At 62.0% G+C, this 14,725-nt stretch carries 13 protein-coding genes; 8 read left to right on the top strand and 5 right to left on the bottom strand.

Going from position 1 to position 14,725, the window contains the following annotated elements; translation table 11 throughout:
* Positions 1–449: 449 nt before the first annotated feature.
* Complete coding sequence (yaaA, locus tag DM872_RS23330; RefSeq protein WP_179061656.1) at positions 450–1,229, bottom strand: peroxide stress protein YaaA; 780 nt, start codon at positions 1,227–1,229, stop codon at positions 450–452.
* Positions 1,230–1,645: 416 nt separating this feature from the next.
* Here yaaA and DM872_RS23325 point away from each other — a divergent pair, with 416 nt between their 5' ends.
* From DM872_RS23325 to DM872_RS23305, 5 genes are all read left to right on the top strand, one after another.
* On the top strand, positions 1,646–3,037 hold the full coding sequence (locus DM872_RS23325; protein WP_077522549.1) for a PhoH family protein: 1,392 nt from the start codon (positions 1,646–1,648) through the stop codon (positions 3,035–3,037).
* Between the two features lie 81 nt (positions 3,038–3,118).
* Positions 3,119–3,589 (top strand): cyclic pyranopterin monophosphate synthase MoaC, encoded by a 471-nt coding sequence (gene moaC, locus DM872_RS23320; protein WP_179061655.1) that lies wholly within the window; start codon positions 3,119–3,121, stop codon positions 3,587–3,589.
* Between the two features lie 2 nt (positions 3,590–3,591).
* Positions 3,592–3,840, top strand: a complete 249-nt coding sequence (locus tag DM872_RS23315; RefSeq protein WP_179061654.1) for a MoaD/ThiS family protein — start codon at positions 3,592–3,594, stop codon at positions 3,838–3,840.
* A 1-nt stretch (position 3,841) separates the two neighbouring features.
* Positions 3,842–4,291: a molybdopterin synthase catalytic subunit MoaE gene (moaE, locus tag DM872_RS23310; RefSeq protein ID WP_179061653.1), complete on the top strand. Its 450-nt coding sequence runs from the start codon at positions 3,842–3,844 to the stop codon at positions 4,289–4,291.
* Positions 4,292–4,664: 373 nt separating this feature from the next.
* Positions 4,665–5,441 carry an ABC transporter substrate-binding protein gene (locus tag DM872_RS23305; protein ID WP_179061652.1) on the top strand — a complete coding sequence of 259 codons (777 nt, stop codon included), beginning with the start codon at positions 4,665–4,667 and terminating at the stop codon, positions 5,439–5,441.
* A gap of 731 nt (positions 5,442–6,172) precedes the next feature.
* Here the strand turns inward: DM872_RS23305 and DM872_RS23300 are convergent.
* The 4 genes from DM872_RS23300 to DM872_RS23285 all read right to left on the bottom strand — a co-directional run bounded on the left by DM872_RS23300 (position 6,173) and on the right by DM872_RS23285 (position 10,379).
* Positions 6,173–6,934 (bottom strand): amino acid ABC transporter ATP-binding protein, encoded by a 762-nt coding sequence (locus DM872_RS23300; RefSeq protein ID WP_077522538.1) that lies wholly within the window; start codon positions 6,932–6,934, stop codon positions 6,173–6,175.
* Between the two features lie 10 nt (positions 6,935–6,944).
* A complete protein-coding gene (locus DM872_RS23295) occupies positions 6,945–8,042 on the bottom strand; it encodes an amino acid ABC transporter permease (RefSeq protein ID WP_179061651.1) in 1,098 nt (365 codons plus the stop codon).
* Between the two features lie 10 nt (positions 8,043–8,052).
* Positions 8,053–9,240: an amino acid ABC transporter permease gene (locus DM872_RS23290; RefSeq protein ID WP_179061650.1), complete on the bottom strand. Its 1,188-nt coding sequence runs from the start codon at positions 9,238–9,240 to the stop codon at positions 8,053–8,055.
* Between the two features lie 110 nt (positions 9,241–9,350).
* Positions 9,351–10,379 carry an amino acid ABC transporter substrate-binding protein gene (locus DM872_RS23285; RefSeq protein ID WP_077522532.1) on the bottom strand — a complete coding sequence of 343 codons (1,029 nt, stop codon included), beginning with the start codon at positions 10,377–10,379 and terminating at the stop codon, positions 9,351–9,353.
* 477 nt (positions 10,380–10,856) lie between these two features.
* Between DM872_RS23285 and DM872_RS23280 the strand changes: the two genes are divergently transcribed.
* The 3 genes from DM872_RS23280 to DM872_RS23270 all read left to right on the top strand — a co-directional run bounded on the left by DM872_RS23280 (position 10,857) and on the right by DM872_RS23270 (position 14,695).
* Positions 10,857–11,516, top strand: coding sequence for an alpha/beta hydrolase (locus DM872_RS23280; protein WP_179061649.1), 660 nt, complete (start codon positions 10,857–10,859; stop codon positions 11,514–11,516).
* A 29-nt stretch (positions 11,517–11,545) separates the two neighbouring features.
* Positions 11,546–13,447 carry an acyl-CoA synthetase gene (locus DM872_RS23275; RefSeq protein WP_179061648.1) on the top strand — a complete coding sequence of 634 codons (1,902 nt, stop codon included), beginning with the start codon at positions 11,546–11,548 and terminating at the stop codon, positions 13,445–13,447.
* Between the two features lie 309 nt (positions 13,448–13,756).
* The gene (locus DM872_RS23270; protein WP_179061647.1) at positions 13,757–14,695 is read left to right on the top strand and encodes a GGDEF domain-containing protein; all 939 of its coding nucleotides are present in this window, start codon (positions 13,757–13,759) and stop codon (positions 14,693–14,695) included.
* Positions 14,696–14,725 lie beyond the last annotated feature (30 nt).

Genomic DNA, 14,725 nt, shown 5'->3' with positions numbered 1-14,725 from the left:
CCGAAATATGGTGTGAAGAATTAAGTCACGGGGGTATGAGTGTCCGTCATTTCGGATAGTTCCTACCGTTCGTCCCAGATTTTACTTATTGCAGTTTTTTGACTACGCCCCGTGTCAAGGTCGTGGCATTCTCAGAGTTGACGTGATTTGAAAAAGTTCCAATCAGGCAGTTTGCAAGTTTTCGACTATTGCATTTTGCAAGTTGGCCACTATCCGAAAACAACTTGGCCACCATCAAAAAACAAGTTCGCCAGTATCAAGGACGAACTTGTGCCAGCCATATGATCTTGAAGTGATATTGAAGCCGCAGTGGCAATCCAGTGGCCCGCACCCGCCCCGTAGGTTGGGCAGAGCGCAGCGAAGCCCAACACCAGAAGTGCCAGGCGAGCAGGAAAGGGATAGCGACGGCACAAACGAAAACCCCGCCATTGCGGCGGGGTTCTGTCATCTCACTCCTGCGGCTCGTCGCGCAGGAACACCAGGCTGTCCGGCTTGGAATGCTCCGCCGAGTAGCGGTAGCCCTGATAGTTGAAGTCCTTGAGGCCTTCAGGGTCCTGCAGGCGCTCCTTGATCACGTAGCGGGCCATCAGGCCTCGGGCCTTCTTGGCGTAGAAACTGATGATCTTGTACTGGCCGTTCTTCAGGTCCTTGAACTCGGTATCGATGATGCGGGCGTTCAGCGCCTTGCGCTTCACCGAACTGAAGTACTCGTTGGAGGCTAGGTTGAGCAGGATGTCGTCACCCTGGGCCGCCAGGGCTTCGTTCAGCCAGCCACTGATGCGCTCGCCCCAGAAGGCATAAAGGTCCTTGCCGCGGGCATTGGCCAGCTTAGTGCCCATTTCCAGGCGGTAGGGCTGCATCAGGTCCAGCGGTCGCAGCAGGCCATAGAGGCCGGAGAGCATGCGCAGATGCTGCTGCGCGAAGTCGAAGTCGGCCTCGACGAAATCTTCGGCATTGAGGCCCGTGTACACGTCGCCCTTGAAGGCCAGTAGGGCCTGCTTGGCATTGGCTGGGGTGAAATCCGGATGCCAGCTGCCGTAGCGCGCGACGTTGAGGCCGGCGAGTTTGTCGGACAGGTGCATCAGCTCGGCGATTTGCGCGGGGCTGAGCTCGCGCAGTTGCTGGATCAGCTCCTGGGCATGGTCGAGGAACTCCGGCTGGGTGAAGCGCGAAGTGACCGGCGGGGTCTCGTAGTCCAGGGTCTTGGCAGGGGAAATCACCAACAGCATCGAATCGTCTCCTTCGGGAACGGGGCGATTCTAGGGATTTGCGTCGGTTGGCTCCACCTATCCCGCCGATAGGCAGGTTGGATACGGCAGCCGGAATGATCCCAAGCGGGAAAAGTCGAGGAATTTCGGGGGAGGGGACTTTCGAATTTAACGGGTGCTTTCCTACGCGCCAAGGTCTTTTTGTCGTACTGAAAAAAAATCGTGTACAGGCAAAAAAGTTCTTTTTTCTGTCATCCCGAATGGAGTATTAACAAATCAGACCGCCGAACCCTGCAGACAGGTGGCGGCCATCGGCCCTCACCTTGTTGGCTCCATCCCTTAACCGGCATGACCCGGAGCGGGGAGGTCGGCGGCCCTCCGCGGCGGAGAGCCTCCCTGGCATTCCGTCGCCTGGCCCTATAAGAAGGTGACCGAGTATGGATGACCACGGACGCTCCCGCCCTACCGCTCCAACCTTGTACGCGCTCGACACCAACGTCCTGATCCACGATCCCAACGCCTTGTTCAACTTCCAGGAACACCACGTGGCCATTCCGATGACCGTGCTGGAGGAGTTGGACAAGCTGAAGACTGGCAAGCAGGGCGTTGCCGCTGAATGCAGGCAGGCCATCCGTAATATCGACAAGATTCTCAGTGGCGCAACCCCCGAGGAAGTGGAGCACGGAGTACCCATCCAGCGAGAGAAAAGCGGCCCCTGCGGCTTCCTCTCGATTCTCATGAGCAAACGCGCAGCCCCCATCACCTGGCTGCCTGAAGACCTCAACGACAACAAGATCATCAACCAGCTGGTGGAGCTGAAGAGCCGCAGGCCGGGCATGTCCGTGGTGCTGGTGACCAAGGACATCAACATGCGCCTGAAGGCGCGCGCCTGCGGGATCGATTCCGAGGACTACCACACCGACCAGTTGGTCGACGATGTGTCCCTGCTGTCCCGTGGCTACCACGATATGCCCGGGTCGTTCTGGGACCGTGTGAGCAAGGTGGAGACGCGCCAGGACCATGGACGTACCTGGCATCGCGTGCAGCTCACCGACAACCTTCCAGCCGTGCACGTCAACGAGTTCATCGTCGACGAGCAGGGTTTCGTCGGCTGGATCAAGGGCATCAAGGCCGATGAGCTGCTGATCCTCGATCTGCATCAGGAGCCGCTGCTGCATCAGGAAGCCTGGGGCCTGCGTCCGCGCGATGTGTACCAGGCGCTGGCGCTCTACGCGCTGCTGGACCCGGATATCCACCTGGTCAACCTCAGCGGTGCGGCGGGTTCGGGCAAGACCATCCTGGCGCTGGCCGCAGCTATCGAGCAGACCATGGTCAGCAAGCGCTACCGGCGCATCATCGCCACCCGCAGCGTGCAGGGCCTGGACCAGGAAATCGGCTTCCTGCCCGGTACCGAGGCGGAGAAGATGGAGCCCTGGCTGGGTGCGATCACCGACAACCTCGAAGCCCTGCACATGGACGACGAGAACACCCACGGCAGCGTGGATTACATCCTCAGCAAGGTGCCGCTGCAGTTCAAATCCCTGAACTACATCCGCGGCCGCAGCTTCCAGCAGAGCCTGATCATCATCGACGAGTGCCAGAACCTGACGCCGCACCAGATGAAAACCATCATCACGCGTGCCGGTACTGGCTCCAAGGTGATCTGCCTGGGCAACCTGGCGCAGATCGACACCCCTTACCTTTCCGCCCCGAGCTCGGGCCTGACCTACCTGACCGAACGCTTCAAGGACTTCCCCCACGGCGTGCACATCACCCTCCAGGGCGTGCCGCGCTCCGTGCTGGCCGAGTACGCCGAAGCGCATATGTGACCCTCGACTCCCGCTGGGCGGCAGCTGCCGCCCAGCGGGGATTTCTGTATACAATCTGTCTCCTGTCCAAGGAGACTCGCAGTGCTTACCCATCTCGATGCCCAAGGTCGCGCCAACATGGTCGACGTCACCGACAAGGCGGTGACGTCCCGTGAGGCGACGGCCGAAGCCCGTGTGCGCATGCGCCCGGAAACCCTCGCCATGATCCAGTCCGGCGGCCACCCCAAGGGCGACGTGTTCGCCGTGGCGCGCATTGCCGGCATCCAGGCGGCGAAAAAGACCTCCGATCTCATTCCGTTGTGTCACCCGTTGATGCTCACCAGCGTCAAGGTGGAGCTGGCCGCGGAAGGGGACGACTGCGTGCATATCGTCGCCCGCTGCAAACTGGCCGGGCAGACCGGCGTGGAAATGGAAGCGCTGACCGCCGCCAGCGTGGCTGCCCTGACCATCTATGACATGTGCAAGGCGGTCGATCGCGGCATGACCATTGAAAACGTACGCCTGCTGGAAAAGCTGGGCGGCAAGAGCGGCCATTACCAGGCCGGGGAGTAATGATGATTCGCGTGCAGTATTTCGCCCGTTACCGTGAAGCGCTCGGCATCGAAGGCGAGCAGCTCAACTGTGACCCGACGTTCGCGAAGCTGGATGATCTGCGCCGGCATCTGCTGGCCCGTGGCGGTGTCTGGGAGGTTCTCGCCGAACAGAACCTGATGTGCGCCCGCAACCAGGAGCTGTGCAGCCTGGACGAAGCCCTCAGCGACGGTGACGAAGTCGCCTTCTTCCCCACCGTGACCGGAGGCTGAGATGGCCATTCGCGTGCAGGAAATCGCTTTCGATCCCGGTGTTGAACTCAACGCGCTGCACGCGGCCAATGTGGGGATTGGCGCGGTGGTCGGCTTCGTCGGCTATGTGCGCGACTTCAACGACGGCCAGGATGTAGCCGGTATGTTCCTCGAACACTATCCGGGCATGACTGAGAAGGCCCTGGAGAAGATCGCGGCCGAAGCACGGGAACGCTGGCCGCTGCTCAATGTGGATATCCTCCACCGCATCGGCCGCCTGGAGCCGGGCGAGCCCATCGTCTTCGTCGGTACTGCCAGCGCCCATCGCCAGGCAGCGTTCGACGCCTGCAACTTCATCATGGACTTCCTCAAGACCCGCGCGCCGTTCTGGAAGAAGGAAGACACCGCCGAAGGCCCACGCTGGGTGGAAGGGCGGTGCAGCGACAAGACCGCTGCCGAGCGCTGGGAATGAACCGAGTGCGGACTGCTTTTCCTGTGGGGGCGAATTCATTCGCTAAGCAGGCCGCAGGCCTGCCATTTGGAGTCCCTAGGGGCAGCTACGCTCCCCTTCGCGAATAAATTCGCCCCCACAGATATTTGTTCCTGTTGTCTCGAAGCCCGGACCCGCCGGGCTTTTTCTTGGGCCATTGACGATATGTACATTTGAGTCCAGTATGGACTCACAAGTACAAGTTAGCGGCGTCCATGATGATCCACAGCCAGCTACCCATTCCATTCCCATGCCGGCCAGCCTTGGCGGCAACTGCTTCTGCCTCGCAAATCCATTCCGAACCGGCACGCCCTGCAATGCGGCGGGCCTCCATCCGTAATGCGGGAGTCGCACCATGAAGAAACTCGTTCTGCTGGGCAGCCTTGCCCTTAGCCTGCTGGCCTCCAGCGTTTTCGCTGCTGACAAGCCCCTGCGCATTGGCATCGAAGCGGCCTATCCACCCTTCGCCTTCAAGACGCCGGAAGGGCAGATCGCCGGCTTCGACTACGACATCGGCAATGCCATGTGCGAGGAAATGAAGGTCAAGTGCCAGTGGATCGAGCAGGAGTTCGATGGCCTGATCCCCTCCCTGAAGGTGAAGAAGGTGGACGCCGTGCTGTCCTCCATGACCATCACCGATGAGCGCAAGAAATCCGTCGACTTCACCAGCAAGTACTACTACAGCCCGGCGCGCCTGGTGATGAAGAAGGGCAACGTGGTCGACCCGGAATTCAAGAGCCTGGTGGGCAAGACCATCGGTACCCAGCGCTCCACCACCACCGACCGCTTCGCCACCGAGGTCCTGGAGCCCAAGGGCATCAAGATCGTGCGCTACAGCACCCAGAACGAGATCTACCTGGACGTGCTTTCCGGTCGCCTGGACGGCGCGCTGGCCGACGTCTTCCCGCTCAACGAGGGCTTCCTCAAGACCGATAACGGCAAGGGCTACGAGTTCGTCGGCCCGGTGCTGAACGATCCGAAGTACTTCGGCGAAGGTGCCGGCATCGCCGTGCGCAAGGGCGATGACGAACTGCGCGAGAAGTTCAACAACGCCATCAAGACCCTGCGCGAAAACGGCAAGTACCAGGCGATTCAGGCCAAGTACTTCGACTTCGATATCTACGGCGAGTGATCGATCTGCCGCTAGGAAGAAGCCGCGCGAATGCGCGGCTTTTTCATTTGGACGAAAGCAGTCAGAGCGCTGCACGGACTGCCCCCTCTCCCGCTGCGGGAGAGGGTTGGGGTGAGGGTTGCTTCGCGAATGAATTCGCTCCTACAAAGGCAGGCAGGGCTGCGCCCTGCTTGGCGATTGAAATCGTCCCCACAGGTATGTGCGGGCGCCGAAGTTGAGCCGGGAGTCACCCCTCTCCCATTGGGAGAGGGGCCGGGGGTGAGGGTGGTTTCGGGCTGGCTCGGCGCCCGACTGCTTCGCGAATGAATTCGCTCCTACAAAGGCAGGCAGGGCTGCGCCCTGCTCAGCGATTGAAATCGCCCCCACAGGTATGTGCGGGCGCCGAAGTTGAGCCCGGAGTCACCCCTCTCCCATTGGGAGAGGGGCCGGGGGTGAGGGTGGTTTCGGGCTGGCTCGTCGCCCGACTGCTTCGCGAATGAATTCGCTCCTACAAAGGCAGGCAGGGCTGCGCCCTGCTTGGCGATTGAAATCGCCCCTACAGGATTGTGCGAGCGCTGAAGGTGGGCTGATAGTCACCCCTCTCCCGCCTGCGGGAGAGGGGCCGGGGGAGAGGGGATTCCGGTAGGCTCGGTGCCAGCCCCTTCGCGAATGAATTCGCTCCTACAGCGAGCTGTCCCGCGCCAACAAAAAAGGGAGCCCGAAGGCTCCCTTTTTCATTCAGCGTCCAATCCTCAGTGCAGGATCTGTCCCAGGAACAGCTTGGTCCGCTCGTTCTGCGGGTTGTCGAAGAAGGCGTTGGGCTCGTTCTGTTCCACGATCTCGCCCTTGTCCATGAAGATCACCCGGTTGGCCACGGTGCGGGCGAAGCCCATTTCGTGGGTCACGCAGAGCATGGTCATGCCGTCATGGGCCAGGCCGATCATGGTGTCGAGCACTTCCTTCACCATCTCCGGGTCGAGCGCCGAGGTGGGTTCGTCGAACAGCATGATCTTCGGCTTCATGCACAGCGCGCGGGCGATGGCCACGCGCTGTTGCTGGCCACCGGAAAGCTGCCCCGGGAACTTGTGCGCCTGCTCCGGAATGCGCACGCGCTCCAGGTAATGCATGGCGACTTCCTCGGCCTGGCGCTTGGGCATCTTGCGAACCCACATGGGCGCCAGGGTGCAGTTCTGCAGCACGGTGAGGTGCGGGAACAGGTTGAAGTGCTGGAACACCATGCCCACTTCGCTGCGGATCGCCTCGATGTGCTTGAGGTCGTTGGTCAGCTCGGTGCCGTCGACGACAATGCGCCCCTGCTGGTGTTCTTCCAGACGGTTGATACAGCGGATGGTGGTCGATTTGCCGGAACCGGACGGGCCGCAGAGGACGATGCGCTCGCCCTGCTGCACGTCGAGGTTGATGTCCTTCAGCACATGGAACTGGCCGTACCACTTGTTCACGCCCTGCAGTCGGATGATCGGCTCGCCGGCGGTTTTCTTGCTTGCTTCAGTCATGGGATGACTCCTAACGCTTGTGGCTGGTGTCCAGCTTGCGCTCCAGGCTCATGGAGTAGCGGGACATGCCGAAACAGAAGATCCAGAACACCAGGGCGGCGAAGACGTAGCCTTCGGTGGCCATACCCAGCCAGGCGGGGTCGGTGGTGGCTTGCTTGATGCTGTTGAGCAGGTCGAACAGGCCGATGATGATCACCAGGCTGGTGTCCTTGAACAGCGCGATGAAGGTGTTGACGATGCCGGGGATAACCAGCTTCAGGGCTTGCGGCAGGATCACCAGGCCCATCATCCGCCAGTAGCCCAGGCCCATCGCCGCAGCGGCTTCGTACTGGCCCTTGGGGATGGCCTGCAGGCCGCCACGCACCACTTCAGCGATGTAGGCCGACTGGAACATGATCACGCCGATCAGCGCCCGCAGCAGCTTGTCGAACGACAGGCCTTCAGGCAGGAACAGCGGCAACATCACCGAGGACATGAAGAGGACGGTGATCAGCGGCACGCCGCGCCAGAACTCGATGAAGGTCACACAGATGACCTTGATCGCCGGCATGTTCGAACGTCGTCCCAGGGCCAGCAGGATGCCCAGTGGCAGCGCACCGACGATGCCCACGGCAGCGATCACCAGGGTCAGCATCAGGCCGCCCCATTGGCTGGTGGAGACGGTGGACATGCCGAGGAAGCCGCCGTGCAGCAGCCAGTAAGCGACGATCGGGTAGATCACCAGGAATGCCAGGCCGTACTTGGCCTTCTGCTGGAAGCGCGGGATGAACAGCGGCGCAGCGCCGATGATCGCGACCCACACCGCCAGGTCCACTCGCCAGCGCAGTTCTTCGGGATAGAAACCGTACATGAACTGCGAGAAGCGCATCTTGATGAACACCCAGCACGCGCCTTCGCTGGTGCAGTCGGCACGGGTGGTGCCGCTCCAGTCGGCCTGGAGGAAGGCCCACTTGATCAGCGGCGGCAGGATCAGCCAGACCAGGTAGATGGCGAACAGGGTCAGCAGGGTGTTGAACCAGTTGGAAAACAGGTTGGCGCGCAGCCATCCCAGTACGCCGACGCTCATCCGGGGTGGCGGCTGGTCGGGCTTGAATACGTGTGTCGTCATGGTTCGGACCTCACCGCTCGACTAGCGCAATGCGCTTGTTGTACCAGTTCATCAGCAGGGAAATGCTGATGCTGATGGCCAGGTAGACGCTCATGGTGATGGTGATCACCTCGATCGCCTGGCCGGTCTGGTTCAGCACCGTACCGGCGAACAGCGAGACCATGTCCGGGTAGCCGATGCCGGCCGCCAGGGACGAGTTCTTGGTCAGGTTCAGGTACTGGCTGGTGAGCGGCGGGATGATCACGCGCAGGGCTTGCGGAATGATCACCAGACGCAGGGTCTTGGCAGCGGGCAGGCCCAGAGAACGCGCGGCCTCGGTCTGGCCGTGGCTGACCGCCTGGATGCCGGAGCGCACGTTCTCGGCGATGAACGCCGCGGTGTACACGGTCAGCGCCAGGGTCAGGGCGATCAGTTCCGGAATCACTACCCAGCCGCCGCGGAAGTTGAAGCCCTGCAGCACCGGCATGCTCCACTGGAATGGCGCGCCGAATACCAGGGACACCAGACCCGGAATCACCACCAGCAGCGCCAGGGCGCTGAGCAGCACCGGGAAGCGTTGACCGGTGGATTCACGCTTGGCTTTCGCCCAGCGGGCCATCGCGATGATCGCCACCAGCACCAGTACCAGGCTGACCAGGAACGGCCAGAAGCCATCGGCGATGGTCGGCGCCGGCATGTACAGGCCGCGGTTGTTGAGGAAGAAGTGCTCGCCGATGGCCAGGCTCTGGCGCGGCCCCGGCATGGGCAGCATCACCGCGAAGTACCAGAAGAAGATCTGTAGCAGCGGCGGGATGTTGCGGAAGGTTTCGATGTAGACGGTCGCCAGCTTGCGTACCAACCAGTTCGGCGACAGGCGCGCTACGCCCAGGATGAAGCCGAGGATGGTCGCGAAGACGATGCCGATAGCCGAAACCAGCAGTGTGTTGAGCAGACCGATGACGAAGACACGGCCATAGCTGTGGCTTTCGTTGTAATCGATCAGGTGTTGGGAAATCCCGAAGCCGGCGCTCTGCTCGAGGAAATCGAAGCCGGACAGGATGCCGCGCTGTTGCAGGTTGTGCTGGGTGTTCTGGAACAGGTACCAGCCCAGTGCCACGACTGCGACGACGGCGATGATCTGGAATAGCCACGCGCGTGCCTTGGGATCGGTCCAGATCGAACCTTTCGGGGCACGCGGGGCGTTGGCAGGTTTTTGCATGACAGCCCTCTGGGAACCACTGGCCGGCCGGATGGGGGGGCGGCGGCCAGGGTTCGCGTTGAAACGGAACTCGAACCCGGCAGCCACTTCATGTGGCCGCCGGGAGACGGTCAGCGCACCGGCGGTGCGTACTGCAGACCGCCCTTGTTCCACAGGGCGTTGATGCCGCGGTCGATCTTCAGGTCGCTACCGGCACCGATGTTGCGATCGAAGATTTCACTGTAGTTACCGACCTGCTTGACGATTTGCACCGCCCAGTCCTTCGGCAGCTTCAGGTCCTTGCCGAACTCGCCTTCAGTACCCAGCAGACGGGCAATGTCGGGGTTCTTGGTGGACTTGGCGGTTTCTTCGACGTTCTTCGAGTCGATGCCCAGTTCCTCGGCGTTCAGCATCGCGAACAGCGACCAGCGCACGATGTCGAACCACTCCTCGTCACCCTGGCGTACGGCCGGGCCGAGGGGCTCCTTGGAGATGACTTCCGGCAGTACCACGTACTCGTCCGGGGCAGCCAGCTTGATGCGCTGTGCATAGAGCTGGGACTGGTCGGAGGTCAGCACGTCGCAACGACCGGACTCGAGCGATTTGGCGCTCTCGTCGGAGGTGTCGTAGGTGATGGGGGTGTATTTCAGGTTGTTGGCGCGGAAGTAGTCGGACAGGTTCAGCTCGGTGGTGGTGCCGGCCTGGATGCAGACGGTGGCGCCATCGAGCTCCTTGGCGCTGGAAACGCCGAGCTTCTTGTTCACCAGGAAGCCTTGACCGTCGTAGTAGGTCACGCCGGTGAAGTTCAGACCCATGGCTGCGTCACGGGAGCTGGTCCAGGTGCTGTTACGCGAAAGGACGTCGACTTCGCCGGACTGCAGCGCGGTGAAACGTTCCTTGGCGGTCAGCGGGCTGTACTTGACCTTGCTGGCATCGCCGAACACGGCAGCGGCAACGGCACGGCAAACGTCAACGTCGATGCCTTTGTAGTTGCCCTTGCCATCGGCATACGAGAAGCCCGGGAGGCCGTCGCTGATGCCGCATTGTACGAAGCCTTTTTTCTTCACCGCGTCCAGGGTGGCGCCCGCTTGCGCGAAACCGCTGACACCGAGAACGGTTGCCGCGGTCAGCACGGCCAGGGTGGATTTCACCATCTTCATCAAAACCTCCAGTTGCTTTTATTGGTGTTGGAGTCTCGGTCCCACCGCCGTACCCTCGTGAGGCAGGTTCAACCTTTCATGCACTGGAAAAGGTCAACCGGGGTGTCAGACCTAAGGAAGGAGTCTAGTTGGCGCTGCTCCGCTCGCCACCAGACCTTTCCTCGCCCATTGGTCAAATGGGCTGGAGACGGATTGCGCCACCCTCGCACCACGAATGGCACCAGGTGATCGCCTGCAAGGTAGCAACCTGGATTGCTACCCAACCCGTTGCACGCCAGGGCAAGTGTTACCGAGCCCCGGCGCAAATTTCAGTCTGGTGCTCGTTAGCAAAGGGCGTACCAGCGAGGTGCCAGTAGGCCTATTCCGATAGGTCAATAGGTAAAGTTTTAGCGGTGCGACATCTTTTTCAGTTATCAAACCACCCCTTTGAATGGCATCGCCCCACAACTGTGCAGATGCACCACAACGGAGCCACACATGAGCGACACACTGATTCTCGAGCCCCCACATCGCGCCGATGCCTGCGTCATCTGGCTTCACGGCCTGGGCGCGGATCGTTATGACTTCCTGCCAGTGGCCGAGGCCCTGCAGGAAGCGCTGGGCACCACCCGCTTCGTGCTGCCGCAGGCGCCGACCCGTGCGGTGACCATCAATGGTGGCTGGGCCATGCCTTCCTGGTACGACATCCTCGCCATGAGCCCGGAGCGCGCCATCAACCAGCCCCAGCTGGAGGAATCGGCGGAGCATGTGATGGCCCTGGCGCAGGCACAGGTCGACGGCGGCATCGAGCCGCGCCGCATCTTCCTCGCCGGCTTCTCCCAGGGCGGCGCCGTCGTCCTGCACACCGCCTTCCTGCGTTGGGCGGATGAGTTGGGCGGCGTGCTGGCGCTTTCGACCTACGCACCGACCTTCAGCGATGACATGACACTGTCGGATACAAAACGACAACTGCCGGTCCTTTGCTTGCATGGCACTTTCGACGATGTGGTCCCGCCCGCGATGGGCCGCTCCGCCCATGATCGCCTGGCCGCCGCCGGTGTTCCCGTGGAGTGGCGCGACTATCCGATGGCCCACGAAGTACTGCCGCAGCAGATCCGCGACATCGGCACCTGGCTGGTGGAACGGCTGCACAGCTGATCTCCAACCCTTCAGTACAAGAAGCGACCATGGCCCCGACCTCAGCTCCGCCCATCGCCAATCTGCGCGATATCGAAGAACTCGAACGTCTTTCGCTGGAACAACGCGGCATGCCGGACAGCACCTACGAGCTGATCCGCCGCAGCGCCGAACGCAATCCGGGCAAGCGCGCCATGACCTTCCTGCTCCAGGGCGACGCTGAGGAGACACCTGTCGAGGTGACCTATGGTGAACTGCTGGCGCGGGTGACCCAGGCCGCCAATGCCTTCCACCATCTGGGCGTGCGTCCGGGCAAGGCGGTGTCATTCCTGCTGCCGAACCTGCCCCATACGCACTTCACTATCTGGGGCGGCGAAGCGGCGGGGGTGGTCAATGCCATCAATCCCTTGCTGGAGCCGGAGCACATCGCCGAGCTGATCCATGCGGCCGACTCCAAGGTGCTGGTGACCCTGGCGCCGTTTCCCGGTACCGACCTCTGGGACAAGGTCGCCAGCCTGCGTGACCGCCTGCCGGAATTGGAGGCCATCGTCACGGTTGACCTGGCGAACCTGCTGCCCGAGCCGCAACGCAGTGCCATCAAGGCCCAGCGCGGCGCGTTGCCGGAAGGGGTGCTGGACTTCGACGAGCTGCTCGACCGCTTCCCCGCGGACCACCTGCAAAGCGGCCGCGTGATCGCAGCGGATGACGTGGCGTCCTACTTCCACACCGGCGGTACCACCGGCACGCCCAAGCTGGCGCCTCACAGCCACCGCAACGAAGTGGCCATGGCGATGATCCTCGCCTACGCGATCAACCTGGGGGAGGGCGACAACACGCTCTGCGGCCTGCCGTTGTTCCACGTGAATGGCGTGATGGTCACCGGCCTCGCACCGATCTTCGCGGGCGCCGAGTTCCTCATCGCCACGCCCCAGGGCTATCGCAATACGCGGCTGATCCAGAACTTCTGGAACGTCATCGAACGTTATCGGGTGAGTTTCTTCAGCGGCGTGCCGACCATCTACGCGGGTCTGTTGCAGGTCCCCAGCGAAGGCCATGACTTGTCCAGCTTGCGCTACGCCTTGTGCGGCGCAGCGCCCATGCCGGTGGAGCTGATTCGCCAGTTCGAGGCCAAGACCGGCCTCAAGCTGATCGAAGGCTACGGCCTGACTGAAGCCACCTGTGGCACCTGCGGCAATCCCGCCCATGGTGAGCGCCGGCCGGGTTCCATCGGCATGCGCATGCCCTATTGCCAGGTGAAGGTGGCGGTGCTCGACGAACAGGGCCAGTACCTGCGGGATGCCGCGCCTGATGAAATCGGTAACCTCTGCGTGCGTGGCGTGACCGTGTTCAAGGGCTACTTGCAGGCGAGCAAGAACAAGGACATCTGGGTCGATGGCGACTGGTTCAACACCGGCGATCTCGGCCGCATGGACGCCGACGGCTACATCTGGCTCACCGGCCGCAGCAAGGACCTGATCATCCGGGGTGGACACAACATCGACCCGCAGATGATCGAGGAAGCCCTGCATCGACATCCCGCCGTGGCCATGGCCGCGGCGGTCGGCAAGCCGGACGACAAGGTCGGCGAGTTGCCGGTGGCCTATGTGCAGCTCAAGCCCGGCGCCGTTGCCAGCGAAGCCGAGTTGCTGGCACACGCGGCGCAGCATGTGCCCGAGCGTGCCGCAGTGCCCAAGGATGTCTGGATCATCGACGCCATTCCGGTGACCGCCGTGGGCAAGACCTTCAAGCCGGCGCTTCGCTACGACGCTACCCGCCGCGTGCTGGAAGGTGTGCTGGGGGCCATCGCTCCCGGCGTGAAGGTGGAAGTGGTGAATGATGATCGCCACGGACAGGTCGCGGAGATTCGCGCACCCGGGTTGGATGAGCCGCTGCGTACGCTGCTGGAAGCTCGCATGGCGGGCTATTCGGTGAAATTCCGCTTGATGGCTTGAGGCCATCTATACTGCCCCCAGAAGGCCGCCTCCGGGCGGCCTTCTGGTCACTGCGCCATTCAGATTTCGCGTCTTATGCTCCGAGCAGTTGCAGGAGCGTTTTCGTGCGTCCAGAAAAATGTTGCGAAATTGTGGCGAACATCAGGAATTGTCGCGTTCCTTACCGATATCCGTCCGCCCGTCGGCCCAACTTTGGACGGGCATTGCCAGACGAAAAGTGCGGGAATACTGTCGCACTGCGTTAACAACTGAGACAGGGATCGTTAGCGGTGCCGTCCGCTTCGACTGCCATCCGAGGCCGTTGCAGCCATGAAGCATGTCCACTGGCAAAAAGACATGGCCCTGTTGGGCCGACTGCGTCTGTTCCAGAACGTCACCGCGAACAGCCTCGAGCTGTTGCTCAAGGAGTTTCGCGCCTGCGACCTGGACGCCGGCGAGATCGTGCTGAGTCCGTTCAATCGCAACCAGTACCTTTATCTCGTCGTGAGCGGGCGGCTGAAGGTCTACCTGGGTTCCCTGGACAACAACCCTGTCAGTTCCATCGAGCCGGGCGAGTGCGCCGGCGAGATCAGCTTCATCGACAACGACCACCCTTCGGCCTACGTGGTCGCAGCGGAGCCCACTACCGCATTGCGACTGCACCGGCAATCGCTGGTCAGCCTGTTCCAGCAGTCGCCGCAGTTGATGCAGAACCTGCTGGAAGTGCTGTGCGACCGCGTGCGCCAGGGCAATCGGATCATTCTCGATACCGAGCAGAACGCGAAGATCGACACCTTGACCGGGCTCTTCAACCGGCGCTGGCTGGAACAGATCTACCAACGCGAAAGCACCCGCTGTTCCTTCAACGAGCAGCCGATGTCGATGCTCATGCTGGATGTCGACCACTTCAAGTCCTACAACGACTGCCATGGGCATCTGGCGGGCGATTACGCGCTGTGCCTGGTGTCCCACACGCTGCGCAATCAGCTGCGGCCCAAGGACAGCATGGCGCGCTATGGCGGCGAGGAATTCGTCATCCTGCTGCCCGAGATGGGCTGCGAAGAGGCCCGCACCATCGGTGAGCGGCTGCGGACCAGCCTGGAACAGATCCCGTCCTTCTATTCACCGCTGGGCGTATTGCCGGGCGTGACCATCTCCATCGGCCTGGCGGAAATGCAGCGCCCGGACAGCCTGCAGGGCATGATTTCGCGGGCCGACAACGCGCTGTACCAGGCCAAGCAGGATGGGCGTAACCGACTGAACGGCTGATTTCGGCCCCGCATTACATTTCCGCTTCCT

The organism is Pseudomonas taiwanensis (genome assembly GCF_013393345.1).
GTDB classification, from domain to species: domain Bacteria; phylum Pseudomonadota; class Gammaproteobacteria; order Pseudomonadales; family Pseudomonadaceae; genus Metapseudomonas; species Metapseudomonas resinovorans_C.
Note: the sequence above shows the minus strand (reverse complement) of the source record. Positions and strands in the feature narration are given on the sequence as shown.

Coding starts and splice junctions, on each gene's coding strand:
- DM872_RS23280 (WP_179061649.1), top strand. CDS start 10,857: ATGAGCGACACACTGATTCTCGAGCCCCCACATCGCGCCGATGCCTGC.
- DM872_RS23305 (WP_179061652.1), top strand. CDS start 4,665: ATGAAGAAACTCGTTCTGCTGGGCAGCCTTGCCCTTAGCCTGCTGGCC.
- DM872_RS23270 (WP_179061647.1), top strand. CDS start 13,757: ATGAAGCATGTCCACTGGCAAAAAGACATGGCCCTGTTGGGCCGACTG.
- DM872_RS23315 (WP_179061654.1), top strand. CDS start 3,592: ATGATTCGCGTGCAGTATTTCGCCCGTTACCGTGAAGCGCTCGGCATC.
- DM872_RS23300 (WP_077522538.1), bottom strand. CDS start 6,934: ATGACTGAAGCAAGCAAGAAAACCGCCGGCGAGCCGATCATCCGACTG.
- DM872_RS23290 (WP_179061650.1), bottom strand. CDS start 9,240: ATGCAAAAACCTGCCAACGCCCCGCGTGCCCCGAAAGGTTCGATCTGG.
- DM872_RS23275 (WP_179061648.1), top strand. CDS start 11,546: ATGGCCCCGACCTCAGCTCCGCCCATCGCCAATCTGCGCGATATCGAA.
- yaaA (WP_179061656.1), bottom strand. CDS start 1,229: ATGCTGTTGGTGATTTCCCCTGCCAAGACCCTGGACTACGAGACCCCG.
- DM872_RS23325 (WP_077522549.1), top strand. CDS start 1,646: ATGGATGACCACGGACGCTCCCGCCCTACCGCTCCAACCTTGTACGCG.
- DM872_RS23285 (WP_077522532.1), bottom strand. CDS start 10,379: ATGAAGATGGTGAAATCCACCCTGGCCGTGCTGACCGCGGCAACCGTT.
- DM872_RS23295 (WP_179061651.1), bottom strand. CDS start 8,042: ATGACGACACACGTATTCAAGCCCGACCAGCCGCCACCCCGGATGAGC.
- moaE (WP_179061653.1), top strand. CDS start 3,842: ATGGCCATTCGCGTGCAGGAAATCGCTTTCGATCCCGGTGTTGAACTC.